14 protein-coding genes and 3 pseudogenes are annotated in these 13,624 nt (G+C 67.5%); 6 read left to right on the top strand and 11 right to left on the bottom strand.

The window, feature by feature from the left end; translation table 11 throughout:
* Positions 1-204: 204 nt before the first annotated feature.
* Both NBG84_RS17695 and NBG84_RS17690 read left to right on the top strand, forming a co-directional pair.
* Positions 205-555, top strand: a complete 351-nt coding sequence (locus NBG84_RS17695) for a hypothetical protein (RefSeq protein WP_250920443.1) — start codon at positions 205-207, stop codon at positions 553-555.
* Between the two features lie 192 nt (positions 556-747).
* On the top strand, positions 748-2,013 hold the full coding sequence (locus NBG84_RS17690; protein WP_250920442.1) for an ATP-binding protein: 1,266 nt from the start codon (positions 748-750) through the stop codon (positions 2,011-2,013).
* Between the two features lie 231 nt (positions 2,014-2,244).
* On the opposite strand, the pseudogene NBG84_RS17685 reads toward NBG84_RS17690, so the two are convergent.
* Positions 2,245-2,689 (bottom strand): annotated as a pseudogene (locus tag NBG84_RS17685) (GtrA family protein); the annotation flags it as partial.
* 141 nt (positions 2,690-2,830) lie between these two features.
* On the opposite strand from NBG84_RS17685, the gene NBG84_RS17680 reads away from it, so the two are divergent.
* Genes NBG84_RS17680 through NBG84_RS17670 form a run of 3 tightly spaced genes read left to right on the top strand, consistent with a single transcriptional unit; the run spans position 2,831 to position 5,778 of the window.
* Positions 2,831-3,976: a 5-(carboxyamino)imidazole ribonucleotide synthase gene (locus NBG84_RS17680; protein ID WP_250920577.1), complete on the top strand. Its 1,146-nt coding sequence runs from the start codon at positions 2,831-2,833 to the stop codon at positions 3,974-3,976.
* Positions 3,973-4,509 carry a 5-(carboxyamino)imidazole ribonucleotide mutase gene (purE, locus tag NBG84_RS17675; RefSeq protein WP_250920441.1) on the top strand — a complete coding sequence of 179 codons (537 nt, stop codon included), beginning with the start codon at positions 3,973-3,975 and terminating at the stop codon, positions 4,507-4,509. Before NBG84_RS17680 ends, purE begins: the two co-directional genes overlap by 4 nt.
* Before the next feature lie 6 nt (positions 4,510-4,515).
* A complete protein-coding gene (locus tag NBG84_RS17670) occupies positions 4,516-5,778 on the top strand; it encodes a dipeptidase (protein WP_250920440.1) in 1,263 nt (420 codons plus the stop codon).
* 92 nt (positions 5,779-5,870) lie between these two features.
* Here the strand turns inward: NBG84_RS17670 and NBG84_RS17665 are convergent, their stop codons facing one another.
* Positions 5,871-6,239, bottom strand: a complete 369-nt coding sequence (locus tag NBG84_RS17665; RefSeq protein WP_250920439.1) for a VOC family protein — start codon at positions 6,237-6,239, stop codon at positions 5,871-5,873.
* 111 nt (positions 6,240-6,350) lie between these two features.
* Complete coding sequence (locus NBG84_RS17660) at positions 6,351-7,688, bottom strand: UDP-glucose dehydrogenase family protein (protein WP_250920438.1); 1,338 nt, start codon at positions 7,686-7,688, stop codon at positions 6,351-6,353.
* 158 nt (positions 7,689-7,846) lie between these two features.
* On the opposite strand from NBG84_RS17660, the gene NBG84_RS17655 reads away from it, so the two are divergent.
* A complete protein-coding gene (locus NBG84_RS17655; RefSeq protein ID WP_250920437.1) occupies positions 7,847-9,016 on the top strand; it encodes an acyl-CoA dehydrogenase family protein in 1,170 nt (389 codons plus the stop codon).
* Between the two features lie 240 nt (positions 9,017-9,256).
* Here NBG84_RS17655 and NBG84_RS17650 read toward each other — a convergent pair whose 3' ends face one another.
* The 8 genes and pseudogenes from NBG84_RS17650 to NBG84_RS17620 all read right to left on the bottom strand — a co-directional run bounded on the left by NBG84_RS17650 (position 9,257) and on the right by NBG84_RS17620 (position 13,437).
* Positions 9,257-9,688, bottom strand: coding sequence for a hypothetical protein (locus tag NBG84_RS17650; protein ID WP_250920436.1), 432 nt, complete (start codon positions 9,686-9,688; stop codon positions 9,257-9,259).
* A 73-nt stretch (positions 9,689-9,761) separates the two neighbouring features.
* A complete protein-coding gene (locus tag NBG84_RS17645; protein WP_250920435.1) occupies positions 9,762-10,190 on the bottom strand; it encodes a glycine-rich domain-containing protein in 429 nt (142 codons plus the stop codon).
* Positions 10,191-10,352: 162 nt separating this feature from the next.
* A complete protein-coding gene (locus tag NBG84_RS17640; protein WP_250920434.1) occupies positions 10,353-10,571 on the bottom strand; it encodes a hypothetical protein in 219 nt (72 codons plus the stop codon).
* A 303-nt stretch (positions 10,572-10,874) separates the two neighbouring features.
* On the bottom strand, positions 10,875-11,759 hold the full coding sequence (locus NBG84_RS17635) for a DUF5753 domain-containing protein (RefSeq protein ID WP_250920433.1): 885 nt from the start codon (positions 11,757-11,759) through the stop codon (positions 10,875-10,877).
* Between the two features lie 90 nt (positions 11,760-11,849).
* Positions 11,850-12,443, bottom strand: a complete 594-nt coding sequence (locus NBG84_RS17630) for a DUF5753 domain-containing protein (protein WP_308312080.1) — start codon at positions 12,441-12,443, stop codon at positions 11,850-11,852.
* Between the two features lie 51 nt (positions 12,444-12,494).
* A pseudogene (locus NBG84_RS41135) lies at positions 12,495-12,698 on the bottom strand (helix-turn-helix domain-containing protein); the annotation flags it as partial.
* A 25-nt stretch (positions 12,699-12,723) separates the two neighbouring features.
* Positions 12,724-13,254 (bottom strand): DUF6879 family protein, encoded by a 531-nt coding sequence (locus tag NBG84_RS17625; protein ID WP_250920431.1) that lies wholly within the window; start codon positions 13,252-13,254, stop codon positions 12,724-12,726.
* Positions 13,229-13,437 (bottom strand): annotated as a pseudogene (locus NBG84_RS17620) (hypothetical protein). The gene NBG84_RS17625 and the pseudogene NBG84_RS17620 overlap by 26 nt, the downstream one beginning before the upstream one ends.
* Between the last annotated feature and the right edge of the window lie 187 nt (positions 13,438-13,624).

Below are 13,624 nucleotides of genomic sequence, written 5' to 3'. Positions count from 1 at the left end.
GCGGGGTGCCGAACGGCTCGCCTTCAGGTTCCGGCCTCGCAGTGGTAGACCGAGCGGGCTCTCGGGCTCCGCCCTTCGATCACTGACCCGAACGGGCGACAAGTGATCGTTTCCGCACCCCGCCCAGGTGAGCTGGGGTGATCCACCGGGGTAGGCCGCTGGCGTCCCGCACTCCAGGGACCTTCTACGGACAAGGAGCCTTCCGTGCGACCCCGTATCTCCGCCGCTGCCCTCGCTCTTGGCGCACTCGCCCTGGTGATGCCGCTGGCCTCCCCGGCCCATGCGGCCAACGGCGACTTCCACTACCGCTACACCGGTCTGGACGGGCAACCCCAGCCGGGCGTGATCTTCGACCCGCCCAGCCGCAGGTGCCTGGTCATTCCCGAGGCCGCGAACCCTGGGTCCTCCTCGCCCGCGTTCGGGCCCCGGAACGACACCGACTCCATCGCGGTCGTCTACACCGAGCCCGACTGCACCGGTGAGTCCTTCCGCTTGCGCCCGCACGGGGAGCAGACCACAGACCGGCTCCTGCTTCGCTCGGTGATCTTCAGCTGAGCGAACGGGAGCCCGCCCGCCCCGGCTCGCGCCGCCCCCAAGGCGCGCGCCGGGGCTTTCGCTTCACTGCCGTTGCCGCACCCCGCTCACCAGGGCGTACCCAAGAAGTTCTCTGCGGAGGGCAAAGAGCGCGGGGGGCCATGCGCCGGCGCATAGGCTCGGGGCCGACACCCGACCCCGGAGGGACCACCCTTGCGTCGACGACTCATCAACTCCACACTCGCCGTCGTCCTCGTGGTGATCGCCGTCTTCGGTGTCTCCCTCGTCCTCGTCGAGACCCGCACCATCACCAGCAGCGCCGAGCAGAGCGTCAAGGCCGAGGCCCTGCGGCTGGTCAGCATCGTGGACAACAGGCTCATCGTCGGTGAGCCCCTCAACCCGGTCATCCTCGCCAGACAGATCGGCGGCGGACGGTACGCGCGCATCGAGATCCCGGGGAAGCCCGACATCGAGATCGGCGATCGTCCCAGCGGCAGCGTGATCCGGAGCGAGGTCCTGGGGGAGCGGAACGAGACGGTCACCGTTGAGGAGTCCCGTTCCTCCATCACCCGAGAGATCGGCCGCACCCTCCTGATCATCGGTGGGGTCGCCCTGCTCGCCGTGATCGCCGCGATCCTGCTCGCCGTACGGCAGGCGAACCGGCTGAGCTCCCCGCTCACCGACCTCGCCGAGACCGCGGAACGCCTTGGCTCCGGGGACCCCCGGCCGCGCCACCGGCGCTATGGGGTGCCGGAACTGGACCGGGTCGCCGATGTCCTCGACGCCAGCGCCGAGCGGATCGCCCGGATGCTCACCGCCGAGCGCCGGCTCGCGGCCGATGCCTCGCACCAACTCCGTACGCCGCTGACCGCGCTCTCCATGCGGCTGGAGGAGATCTCCGCCACCGATGACCCCGAGACGGTGAAGGAGGAGGCCAATATCGCGCTCACCCAGGTGGAACGTCTCACCGATGTGGTGGAGCGGCTGCTCACCAACTCCCGCGACCCGCGTACGGGCTCCGCCATCGTCTTCGACCTCGATGAGGTGGTGAAGCAGCAGATCGCCGAGTGGCGCTCGGCCTATCGCAGCGCCGGTCGCGCCCTGGTCTGTTCGGGCAAGCAGGGAATGCGGGCCGTGGGCACCCCCGGAGCGGTCGCCCAGGTGCTTGCCGCGCTCATCGAGAACTCACTGATGCACGGCGGCGGAACGGTTGCCCTGCGTACCCGGGTCACCGGAAACCAGGCGGTGATCGAGGTGACGGACGAGGGGCCCGGTGTGCCGGGCGATCTCGGGGCGCGGATCTTCGAGCGGGCCATCAGCGGACGCAACTCCACGGGAATCGGGCTGGCCGTCGCCCGTGATCTGGCCGAGGCGGACGGCGGGCGGCTGGAACTGCTGCAGCAGCACCCTCCGGTGTTCGCGCTGTTCCTCAGCCGGGTGGCCCGCAAGCGGAAAGACAACTACCCGTCCGTGCGCTAGCCCCGACCGAGTCGCCCGGCGGACGCTATCGGCGCGGTCCCACCGCGTCCGGCTCGGCCGCGCGGGCCTCCTGGTCCAGCTTCTCCAACTCCAACTCGTCCTCCAGCGACGGCGCCAGCGAAGGCTCCAAGCAGGTCTCCAACGACGACTCCAGGCAGGGCTCAACGGGGGAGCCGAGCGAGGGCTCGGGAGCGGGCTTCGCCGAGGGTTCCCGCGCAGGGTCCGGCTGTGGGTCTGCTGCCGGTAGCGCCTTGAAGACCCAGGTCCGATACGACCAGAACCGGAACAGTGTCCCGATCCCGATGCCGAGGAACTTGAAGATATTGCTCTGGAGCGAGCTGTCCCAGTCGAACCCGTAGGTCGCGATGAACAGAATCCCGTTCTCGATGACCGTGCCGATCAGACTGAACACCAGGAACAGCGACATCTCGCGCGTACGCCCACTCTTGGCGCGGTCACGGTAAGTGAAGTAGCGGTAACCGAGGTAGTTGGTGATGATGGCGACCGCGTTGGCGATCAGCGACGCCCGCACCACGGGGATGTCCGTGGTCGCCCGCACCAGATTGAAGATCGCGAAGTTGATGACAACGCCCGCGCCCCCCACCGCCCCGAACTTGGCGACTTCGCGCATGAGCTGCTGGAGCTGCCCGCGCAGCGCACCGCCTCGTTCACTCATAGTGAAGGTTCAGCCCCATCAGATCGATATCGTCAACCCGGTCATGCTAACCACCCGTACGTGCTCCCGCCCGGGGGCGACAGCGATGGTGTGGCGAGCCTGTGACACGGCCGTTCGGCGTACGGGTACGACAGATACCCTATAAGGGTGACGTTCCCGGTAGTCGGCATGGTCGGCGGCGGTCAGCTCGCCCGTATGACCCACGAGGCGGGCATCCCCCTCGGCATCCGTTTCAAGCTCCTCAGTGACACCCCGCAGGACTCGGCGGCCCAGGTGGTCAGCGATGTCGTCATCGGCGACTATCGCGACCTGGACACGTTGCGTGAGTTCGCGCGGGGCTGCGACGTGATCACTTTCGATCATGAGCATGTCCCGATTGAGCACCTCCGCGCTCTGGAGGCCGATGGCATCCCGGTGAGACCGGGCCCAGCGGCTCTGGTGCACGCCCAGGACAAGGGGGTGATGCGGACCCGGCTGATGGAGCTGGGGGTGCCCTGCCCCCGCCACCGGATCGTGACCGGTCCTGCCGATGTCGCGGCCTTCGCCGAAGAGGTCGGCGGCTTCCCCGTGATCCTGAAGACCGTGCGCGGTGGATACGACGGCAAGGGCGTCTGGTTCGTCCGGACGCAGGCGGACGCCAGCGAGCCGTTCCGCGCGGGTGTCCCCGTCCTCGCCGAGGAGAAGGTCGACTTCACCCGTGAGCTCGCGGCCAATGTGGTCCGCTCCCCGCACGGTCAGGCCGTCGCCTACCCGGTGGTGGAATCCCAGCAGGTCAACGGCGTCTGCGACACGGTCATCGCCCCAGCCCCCGATCTTGACGAGGAGCTCGCGGGCCAGGCCCAGCAGCTCGCGCTGAAGATCGCCGCCGAACTCGGCGTGGTGGGTCATCTCGCGGTCGAGCTCTTTGAGACGCCCGACGGCCGCATCCTCGTCAATGAGCTGGCCATGCGCCCCCACAATTCGGGGCACTGGACCCAGGACGGCGCGATGACCTCCCAGTTCGCCAACCATGTACGGGCCGTTCTGGACCTCCCCCTCGGAGATCCGCGCCCCCGCGCACCGTGGACCGTCATGTGCAATGTGCTCGGCGGCGACTACCCCGACATGTATGCGGCGTATCTGCACTGCATGGCCCGGGACCCCCAACTCAAGATCCATATGTATGGCAAGGATGTGAAGCCCGGCCGCAAGGTGGGGCACGTCAACACCTACGGCGACGATCTGGCGGACGCCCGCGAGCGCGCCCGCCACGCAGCCGACTACCTCAGAGGAACGATCACCGAATGAGCAACTCCGCACCCGGTCCGCTCGTGGGCATCGTGATGGGCTCCGACTCCGACTGGCCCGTCATGGAAGCAGCCGCCCAGGCCCTGACCGAGTTCGAGATCTCGTACGAGGTCGATGTGGTCTCCGCCCACCGGATGCCGCGCGAGATGATCGCGTACGGGGAGCGGGCGGACGCCCGCGGGCTCAAGGTCATCATCGCGGGTGCCGGCGGGGCGGCCCATCTGCCGGGGATGCTCGCCTCCGTCACCCCGCTCCCGGTCATCGGTGTCCCCGTACCGCTGAAGTACCTGGACGGCATGGACTCCCTGCTGTCGATCGTGCAGATGCCGGCGGGCGTCCCCGTCGCCACGGTCTCCGTCGCCGGCGCGCGCAACGCGGGACTGCTGGCCGCCCGCATCCTCGCGACCCAGGACGCGGAGCTGACGGCCCGGATGCGTGAGTTCCAGGAAGAGCTCAACCACCAGGCCACCGAGAAGGGCAAGCGTCTGCGCGCCAAGGTCGAAAGCACTGGTTCCTTCGGCTTCGGGAAGTAAGGCCATATGCCGAACGACACGAACGACACGAGCGACCCGAACGGGACCGACCAGGCGACCCCGGCGATTGTCACCGCCCAGGACCCCGCCCATCTCGCGCGCGCCCTGGAACTGCTCACCGACCACCCCGTCGTGGACGGTCACAACGACCTGCCCTGGGCCCTGCGGGAGAAGGTCCAGTACGACCTGGACAAGCTGGACATCTCCGCGGATCTCACCGGCCGTCTGCACACCGACATCCCCCGGCTGCGCGCCGGAAAGGTCGGCGCCCAGTTCTGGTCCGTGTACGTCCGCTCCGGAATGGCCGGAGACGACGCCGTCAGCGCCACCCTGGAGCAGATCGACTGCGTGCGCCAGCTACTGGCCCGCTACCCCGCCGAGCTGGCCTCCGCGAACACCGCGGACGACATCGAGTCGGCCCGCGCGGACGGCCGGATCGCCTCGCTGATGGGCGCTGAGGGCGGCCACTCGATCAACAGCTCCCTCGCCACCCTGCGTGCGCTCTTCACCCTCGGCGTTCGCTATATGACGCTCACCCACAACGACAACGTCCCCTGGGCCGACTCGGCCACCGACGCCCCGGGCGTCGGCGGTCTCTCACCCTTCGGCCATGAGGTCGTCCGGGAGATGAACCGGCTCGGCATGCTGGTGGACCTCTCCCATGTGGCGCCCTCCACCATGCACGACGCGATCGCGACCGCCACCGCCCCGGTCGTCTTCTCGCACTCGTCGGCCCGCGCGATCTGCGACCACGTACGCAATGTCCCGGACGATGTACTGGCGCTGCTCCCGGCCAACGGCGGGATCGCGATGGCCACCTTCGTACCGAAGTTCATCCTGCCCGAGGCGGTCGACTGGACCCTGGCCGCGGACAACAACCTCCGTGCGCACGGCTTCCACCCGTTGGACATGTCGCCGGAGGCCATGAAGCTCCACGCGGTCTTCGAAGAGGCCAACCCGCGCCCCATCGCCACCGCCGCCACCGTCGCGGACCATCTCGACCATATGCGCGAGATCACCGGCATCGACCACGTGGGCATCGGCGGTGACTTCGACGGTACGGCGTTCACTCCGGCCGGTCTCGACGATGTCGCCGGTTACCCCAATCTGATCGCGGAGCTACTGCGGCGCGGTTGGTCCGAGCCCGACCTCGCCAAGCTGACCTGGCAGAACGCGGTACGGGTGCTCCGCGACGCCGAGTCGGTCGCCCGGGACGAGCAGTCCCGCAGGGGCCCGTCCCAGGCGACCATCACCCAACTCGACGGCTGAGCGGGAGCGGGCGGTAGGTCAGCAAGCAGGGGTGCCGGGCTTTCTCGCCCAGCACCCCTGCTTGGTTCCCAGCGGCTGCGCGCTTCCGTCGCTCAACCGACGCAGAGACAGAACGGATGCCCCGCCGGGTCCGCGTAGACCCGCCAGGTACGGGACTTGTCCTCGTTGTCCAGCACCTTCGCGCCCAGCGCCAGCACCTGCTCCTCGCCCGCGTCCAGATCGGGCACCATCAGATCGAGATGGAACTGCTGGGAGCCGTCTTCCGACGGCCACTTCGGCGGGATGTGCCCCGGGGCCTCCTGGAAGGCGAGCAGGGCGCTTCCGGCGCCCACCAACTCCACCCAGTCGGGTTCGGTGTCGCTGGGCTCGATCTCACCGCCCAGGATCTGCTGGTAGAAGCCCGCGAGTGCGGTCGGGTCCGGACAGTCCAGGGCAACGGCTCCCAGCCTGGCGAAGGCCATGGTTCCTCCTCGATCGGGAATCGATCTGCTTGTTACCGCGAAAAACCTTATGCGGTAACCACCCCGGGCTGATGCTCGCGGTGCGCGGTGCGCGGTGCGCGGTGCGACGGATCAGGCGGTCGGGCGGCCCATCGCCCGGTACACCCAGCCCGCCTTGCGCCACTTCACCGGGTCCAGCGCGTTCCGTCCGTCCAGCACGATCCGTGCGGTGGTGACCTCGCCCAACTCGGCCGGGTCCAGCTCCCGGAACTCACTCCACTCGGTCAGATGCAGCACCGCGTCGGCGCCGCGCACCGCGTCCAGCGCCGTGTCCGCGTACCCCAGGGTGGGGAAGAGCCGTCCGGCGTTCGCCATGCCCTTGGGGTCGTAGACCGTGACCTGGCCGCCCTGGAGATGGATCTGACCGGCCACATTGAGCGCGGGGGAGTCGCGTACGTCGTCCGAGTCCGGCTTGAAGGTCGCACCGAGGACGGCGATCCGCTTTCCCAGGAAGGACCCGCCCCCCACGGCCTCCCGGGCCAGCTCGACCATATGGCCGCGCCGTCGCATGTTGATGGAGTCGACCTCCCGGAGGAAGGTCAGCGCCTGGTCGACACCCAGCTCACCCGCGCGCGCCATGAAGGCCCGGATGTCCTTGGGCAGACAGCCACCGCCGAAGCCGATCCCGGCCCGGAGGTACTTCGATCCAATGCGCTCGTCATGGCCGATCGCCTCCGCCAGCTTCACCACATCGCCGTCGGCGGCCTCGCACACCTCGGCCATCGCGTTGATGAAGGAGATCTTGGTGGCCAGGAAGGAGTTGGCGGAGGTCTTCACCAGCTCGGCCGTGGGGAAGTCGGTCACCACAAAGGGCGACCCCTCGGCGATCGGGGTGGCGTACACCTCGCGCAGCAGCTTCTCCGCCCGCTCGCTCGCCACACCGGCCACGATCCGATCCGGGCGCAGGGTGTCCTGCACGGCGAACCCCTCCCGCAGGAACTCCGGGTTCCAGGCCAGCTCCACATCCTCGGGAGCCTGCTCGACCAGCAGCTTCGCCAGCCTGGCCGCGCTACCGACCGGCACGGTCGACTTGCCGACGACCAGCGCGGCCCGCTTCAGCCGGGGCGCCAACGAGGCGAAAGCGGCATCGACGTACGACATGTCGCAGGCGTACTCACCATGCTTCTGCGGGGTGTTCACACAGACGAAGTGGACATCGCCGAACTCGCCGACCTCTTCCCAGGAGGTGGTGAACCGCAGCCGGCCGCTCGACCCCTCGATCCCGGCGACGTGCTTGGCCAGGAGTTCCTCAAGCCCGGGCTCGTACATCGGCACTTTGCCCGCCGACAGCATCTCGATCTTCTCGGGCACCACATCGAGCCCCAGGACCTCGAAACCCAACTCCGCCATGGCTGCGGCATGGGTCGCCCCCAGGTAGCCGGTGCCAATCACGGTGATCTTGAGGGCCATGGGTGCTCCAAGCAGCTCTAGGGGACGCGACCCGAGCATAGTCGCGCACCACTCAGGGCACTCTTGCCCCTGTCGCGTAGGTCACGTAGGCCCCTGAGGGGGACACCACTAAAATAGGTTACTTAACGGTAGTTAGCTTTCTTTGGGGAGTGAGAGACATGGCCAAATCGACCGGGAGCTCAGAGTTCGACCTGTACCGCCCGTCTGAAGAGCACGACATGCTCCGGGACGCCGTCCGCTCGCTCGCCGAAGCCAAGATCGGCCCGCACGCCGCCGCCGTTGACGAAGAGGCCCGCTTCCCCCAGGAAGCCCTGGACGCCCTCACCGCCAGCGACCTCCACGCGGTACACGTCCCCGAGCAGTACGGAGGCACCGGCGCCGACGCGCTCGCCACCGTCATCGTCATCGAGGAGGTGGCCCGTGTCTGCGCCTCCTCCTCCCTGATCCCCGCCGTCAACAAGCTCGGCTCCCTCCCCTTGATCCTCTCCGGATCGGAAGAGCTCAAGACGAAGTACCTGGGACCGCTCGCCAAGGGTGACGCGATGTTCTCGTACTGCCTCTCCGAGCCCGACGCGGGCTCCGACGCGGCCGGGATGAAGACCAGGGCCGTACGCGACGGAGACTCCTATGTCCTCAACGGAGTGAAGCGCTGGATCACCAACGCCGGAGTCTCCGAGTACTACACGGTGATGGCGGTCACCGACCCCGGCAAGCGCTCCAAGGGGATCTCCGCCTTCGTCGTCGAGAAGTCGGATCCCGGAGTCTCCTTCGGCGCCCCCGAGAAGAAGCTCGGCATCAAGGGCTCCCCGACCCGCGAGGTCTACCTCGACAACGTCCGCATCCCCGCCGACCGCATGATCGGCGCCGAGGGCACGGGCTTCGCCACCGCCATGCAGACCCTGGACCACACCCGCGTCACCATCGCCGCCCAGGCCCTCGGCATCGCCCAGGGTGCCCTCGACTACGCCAAGGGCTATGTCCAGGAGCGCAAGCAGTTCGGCAAGCCGATCGCCGAGTTCCAGGGCGTCCAGTTCATGCTCGCCGACATGGCCATGAAGCTGGAGGCGGCCCGCCAACTCACCTACGCGGCGGCAGCCAAGTCCGAGCGGGTGGACAGCGACCTGACCTTCTTCGGCGCCGCCGCGAAGTGCTACGCGTCGGACGCCGCGATGGAGATCACCACCGACGCCGTCCAACTCCTCGGCGGCTACGGCTACACCCGCGACTACCCGGTGGAACGCATGATGCGCGACGCCAAGATCACCCAGATCTACGAGGGTACGAACCAGGTCCAGCGGATCGTGATGGCGAGGAACCTGCCGAAGTAGCGGTTCTTCGCAGGGCGGCTGCCTTCTCCGATGACCGGGGTGCGGCGATCGGCTTCTGGTCCGCTCGGGCCTGCCCCGGGCCCCTCCTGGGCGTCATGCTGGGGAAATCCTGGGCGGACACTGGGCTGGAACCCGGTTCTGATCTGCACAAACGACAAGGCCCCTGGTGTTCGCCCGATCGGCCGGGGCCTCTTTCGTTGCTTCGACTACGCCAGCGGGCAGGGTTGTTCGGGACAGCCCTCAGGCTCGGTAGCGCGAAGGGCGCTCGGCTACCTGGCCAGGGCTGAGACCGTCCACGGTCAGGTTGCCGGTCCACAGGTGGTCTCGGTTGGCGTAGGTGGTTTCGAAGCTGGCGCGTTTCCCACCGGGCTCCAGCTTCCAGCCCTGTTCACGGAACTGGGCGATACGGTCGCTGCCGCAGAGGAATGCCCGGGTCGCCTGGATCAGAATCCACTGTGCGAGTTCGGTGTCCCTGGCCGCGGGTCTGCCACAGCTACGGGCCATCTGCCACAGCCGTGGCCACTCGACACCAGGTGTGAGGGGTCCGATCACGGCCACGTCCCCGATCCGCCGTTCGTCAAGATGGTGGTTGGCGTAGCCGAAGACCGTGCCGAACATCGCGAACACCGTGACCCGACCCCGTCCGGTCAGGCCCTCGTCATTGCTGCTCATCTTGGGAACCCTTGGCTGTGGCGGTCCGGGCGCCTTAGCCACGCCCGGACCGCTTCCGTTCGGTGAGGGTGGATCAGCAGCCGCCGTCACCGCAGCACGCGGGCGGGTTGCAGTCCTTCGCCGAACCCCACAGCCGGTCGTCGACGTGGAACCCGGCGGCCCTGACGCGGTCCACCACGGAACCGATCAGCGGCCGGGTGCGGACGGTGGCCTTGGGCTCGTGGCCGAGGAAGAACCCGAACTGCTCGTCGCACCAGGCGGCGTATGCCTGGGTGTGGAGTACGAACGAGTGCCAGCCGGGGTCAACGGCATCGGACGGGGCCATGTCGAACGCCCGGGTGTCGCCCATGACCTTCAGGAAGGCAAGGGCCTGGTCCACGATCCGGCGGGCCGTGGACAACTCGTGTCCGTACTCCTCCGCGCAGAAATCCGACACCTTCTCGAACAGCTCGGGACTGATGAGGTCCCGCCCGTGCCGTAGGGGGATGGGAGATTCCAGCATGGTCGTCACAGTGAGATTCCCTCTCTCTCGACGGTTGGGGAACTGGTTACGCGGCGGGCGGGGGCGGTAACTTCTCGCCGCCACCCTCGGTCTTGTCGCGGGGGTCGGTCATGCCTGCACCTCCTGTTCTGCTTGACGGCCTGGTGAGGCCGTCTCCCGCCTTCAGCGGGCGGAAGCCTCGGTGGCCCTCATGGCCTCGGCAATCTGCTCCACCACGGCGGCGGGGAGCATCCCCAGGTGCACGTACGGGAGACCGTTGTAGGTGACCGTGGGGCGTATGCCCCTCCATGCCGCTTCGGGAATGCCGAGGGTGGTCAAGGCGACCCGTATGGACTCGGCGGCATCAGTGGCTCGTGTTCGGCCGTCTCTCCAGGTCTGCATGTCCATCAGTGGCCGGTCCTGTGGGTCCGCAGCAGGATGTTGCAGTCAGCGATCGTGCTGCTGTCCCGCTCCATCGCAGCGGCCTTCCGGAGCTGGCCCAGCCGCGCGCACTCGGGGCAACCGGCCACCGGCCGGGGCGAGGGGGGTTCCTTCCGCGTAGGCAGCGTCACCGTTGGTTCGTGCCACCGATCCGGTTCCATCGTCATTGCGCCGCGCCCTCTCGATCGCTTCCGAGGCCGATGGAATGACCCTAGAAAGCGGGGAACGGAGCGGGCCACGGTCTTGCACGAGCTTGCACGCGAACTAGCCGAGGGACGTGATCGCATTAGAGATCAGAGCCCGGGCGGGTGCGCCGTAGACAGCGAGCTTGGACAGCTCGGAGAACGCCCTGGCGTACGTGGCGACCTCGCTGGGCGCCGTGACGTTCACTGCCGCCGTGAGTATCTCCACGCTCGCTTGGCGGCCGTCGAAGAGATAGAAGGCTTCCAAGGGCCAGACAAGCCGCTGGGCCGTGAAAGGGATTACCCCGAGGCTCACGTTCGGAAGCGCCATGACGGCCAGTAGGTAGCCGAGCTGTCCAGCCATGGCGGGAGCGTCGCCAATGCGATAGCGGAGCACCGTTTCTTCCAACAGGAGAGCGAAGCGGCGGTTGCCGTCATGGAGCACGCGTGAGCGCTCGATTCGGGATGCTGCCGCCGTCTGCGAGTCGTCAGGGGTGCCTTGAAAGGCGGCGATGGTCGATAGCAGAGCTGCCGCGTACGCCTCGGTCTGAAGCATGCCCGGCACCACGTTCGAGCAGTACACGCGGAAGTGGCGGGTCTGCTCGTAGAGAGGGCCAACCTCCTCCTGCGCCCGGCGCATGCCGTGCCGGTGCAGCTTTTGCCAGTGGACATACATCTGATCGGCCTGGATATTTGCCGCGATCAGGTCGTCTGTCTGGTCCTCTGCTCCGCACGCTTTGCACCAGGCGCGGATGTCGGCGGCCGATGCTTCGTTCTTCGGGCACTTGTCGTGCCGGTAGACGACAGCGGGCACACCCGACGCGCGTTCGATGACTCCCCGGACGACGACTTCGAGCGGCTTGACCGTGCGCATGTGGGCGGAGCACTTGTGTCCCGGTGCGTAGGTCACGTACTCCCAAGAGTCCCAGTCGTACTCCGGGGCCTCTTCCTTCTTGGTCCTTGCCATGATCGCACCTCTCCGCTTCGCCGGGTGTACGGACGACGTTAGGGAAGGCCCTGGGCAGGCATCCACGTTGTTGCATGCTGTTGCACGGATTCACCCAAGCGCGGTGATGGCCTTGGTGATGAGGTCGCGGGCCGGCACTCCAAGAGCAGCGATTCGGGAGAGGTCCGTGAAGGCACGGAGGTAGGTTCCGATCTCCCCGGGCGCAGTCAGGTTGATCTCCGCTGTCAGGGTCTCGACGGCTACCTGTTGGTCGTCAAAGGCGTAGAAGGCTTCGAGGGGCCAGACGGTCCGGCGGGCGCGGGCGGGGATGATCCCGAGGGACACGTTCGGCTGACCCATGACCGTGAGCAGGTACTCAAGCTGTCCGCGCATCGGTGCGTCGTCCGCGACGCGGTAGTAGAGAACCGTCTCTTCGAGGAGGATCGCGAAGCGGTGGTCACCCTCCCGGAGTACGCGGGAGCGGGACTGCCGTGCCCTCACGGCGTCGGCTACGTCGTCTGGGGTGCCCTGGAAGGCAGTGATGGCCTTGAGGAGACCTGTCGTGTACCCGGCGATCTGGAGCATTCCGGGCACGACGTTCGACGCGTAGACGCGAAATGAGCGTGTCCGCTGGTAGAGCGGGGTTGTCTTCTCGTGGATGCGGCGCATGCCGTCGCGGTGGATCTGCTTCCACTCGACGTACATGGACTCTGCGTTTCGGGAGGCAGCGATTATGTCGGCCGCCTGGTCGGCGGCGCCACAGGCCGCGCACCATGCGCGGATATCTGCGTCTGACGGCCAGGAAATGCCTCGGGCGATCCTGGACGACTTGGCCCTGTGCCAGCCGCACAGGACGGCCAGGTCATGTCCTGAGAGCCCAGCGTCTTTCATGAGCCCTTGGAGACGGGTGGCCACGGCTGCCCGTGCTGCCTGGGCGCTGGACGAGGGGGACGCAGACATGAGTGGGCTCTTCAATTTCCGTCAGTCAGACCGTGAACTTCTCGTGCGGGATGCCGCGCTCCCAGACTGCCTCGAACGCAGCCGAGGCCAGCCGTGCCACAGCGGGCTCGGAACGAACCTCCCAGCCAGGCTCGGACCAGTTCCCATCACCGGAGAAGTGGTTGAAGAGCACGATCTCTCTGTCGAACACCCAGCAGTCGTTTCCGGGAAGCGCGATGTCCGAAGCCTGCCGCCTGGGCAGCCAGCGAACCTGCTCCCCGGCCTGAAGGTTGACCACAGTGCCGGCGTGCTCGTACCGGATGTAATCCGTTACCGGTTCCGATACGACGCGGGCACGCCGGACGATCACTCCTCGGGCCACGGTGCTGCGAATCAAATCAACCCACGGCGTCCAGTAGGTGGACGCCGGGTCGATGTCGCGCTGGCCCGTACGCTTCCAGGTCTCGAAGTCCTCGGCCTCATCACCCACGCCGTACGAGTCGCGCAGCTCCAGGTGCACAGCCGAGTGCTTGGCTGCGGCCAGCAGTTCGTTAAAGCCCGGCTCGTTCTGCGACATCGCCCGCCTTCCTGAGCATCGGCACCATACGGGCCGGAATCCGAATTACGGCTTCGTGCGGCGGGATGCCCGGAGTGTGCCCGGGGGCCTCGAACGCCGCGCACTCCGCCTCTAGCTTCCCCATACGGTGGCGGAGCCCTGCTGCCCGGTGTCTGGATCAATCCCGATGAACCGTAGTGCCATGACTGCCTCCGGTGTCGAGTGGCTTACGCCAACTTGCACGAGCGTCATCCCTGCACCGCAGGGGCGTCAAGGGGGCCGCTGGAGCCCCGTAGGACCGGTGGCAGACGCCACAGCGGTCTGATCAGTGAAGACCGGCAGGTGATCATGGGGGAATCCTGGGAAGGCACCCAATGAGGGCCCTGCGGGC

The organism is Streptomyces albipurpureus (genome assembly GCF_023701525.1).
In the GTDB taxonomy this organism is placed as follows: domain Bacteria; phylum Actinomycetota; class Actinomycetes; order Streptomycetales; family Streptomycetaceae; genus Streptomyces; species Streptomyces albipurpureus.
The sequence above is the reverse complement of the archived record's forward strand: the minus strand, read 5'-3'. Positions and strand labels throughout refer to the sequence as shown.

Bases quoted from the DNA above. Each gene is read 5' to 3' on its own strand.
- NBG84_RS17645 (WP_250920435.1), bottom strand. From the start codon at position 10,190: ATGCTGGAATCTCCCATCCCCCTACGGCACGGGCGGGACCTCATCAGT.
- NBG84_RS17650 (WP_250920436.1), bottom strand. From the start codon at position 9,688: ATGAGCAGCAATGACGAGGGCCTGACCGGACGGGGTCGGGTCACGGTG.
- NBG84_RS17670 (WP_250920440.1), top strand. From the start codon at position 4,516: ATGCCGAACGACACGAACGACACGAGCGACCCGAACGGGACCGACCAG.
- NBG84_RS17625 (WP_250920431.1), bottom strand. From the start codon at position 13,254: ATGTCGCAGAACGAGCCGGGCTTTAACGAACTGCTGGCCGCAGCCAAG.
- NBG84_RS17630 (WP_308312080.1), bottom strand. From the start codon at position 12,443: ATGTACGTCGAGTGGAAGCAGATCCACCGCGACGGCATGCGCCGCATC.
- NBG84_RS17665 (WP_250920439.1), bottom strand. From the start codon at position 6,239: ATGGCCTTCGCCAGGCTGGGAGCCGTTGCCCTGGACTGTCCGGACCCG.
- NBG84_RS17635 (WP_250920433.1), bottom strand. From the start codon at position 11,759: ATGGCAAGGACCAAGAAGGAAGAGGCCCCGGAGTACGACTGGGACTCT.
- NBG84_RS17660 (WP_250920438.1), bottom strand. From the start codon at position 7,688: ATGGCCCTCAAGATCACCGTGATTGGCACCGGCTACCTGGGGGCGACC.
- purE (WP_250920441.1), top strand. From the start codon at position 3,973: ATGAGCAACTCCGCACCCGGTCCGCTCGTGGGCATCGTGATGGGCTCC.
- NBG84_RS17640 (WP_250920434.1), bottom strand. From the start codon at position 10,571: ATGCAGACCTGGAGAGACGGCCGAACACGAGCCACTGATGCCGCCGAG.
- NBG84_RS17655 (WP_250920437.1), top strand. From the start codon at position 7,847: ATGGCCAAATCGACCGGGAGCTCAGAGTTCGACCTGTACCGCCCGTCT.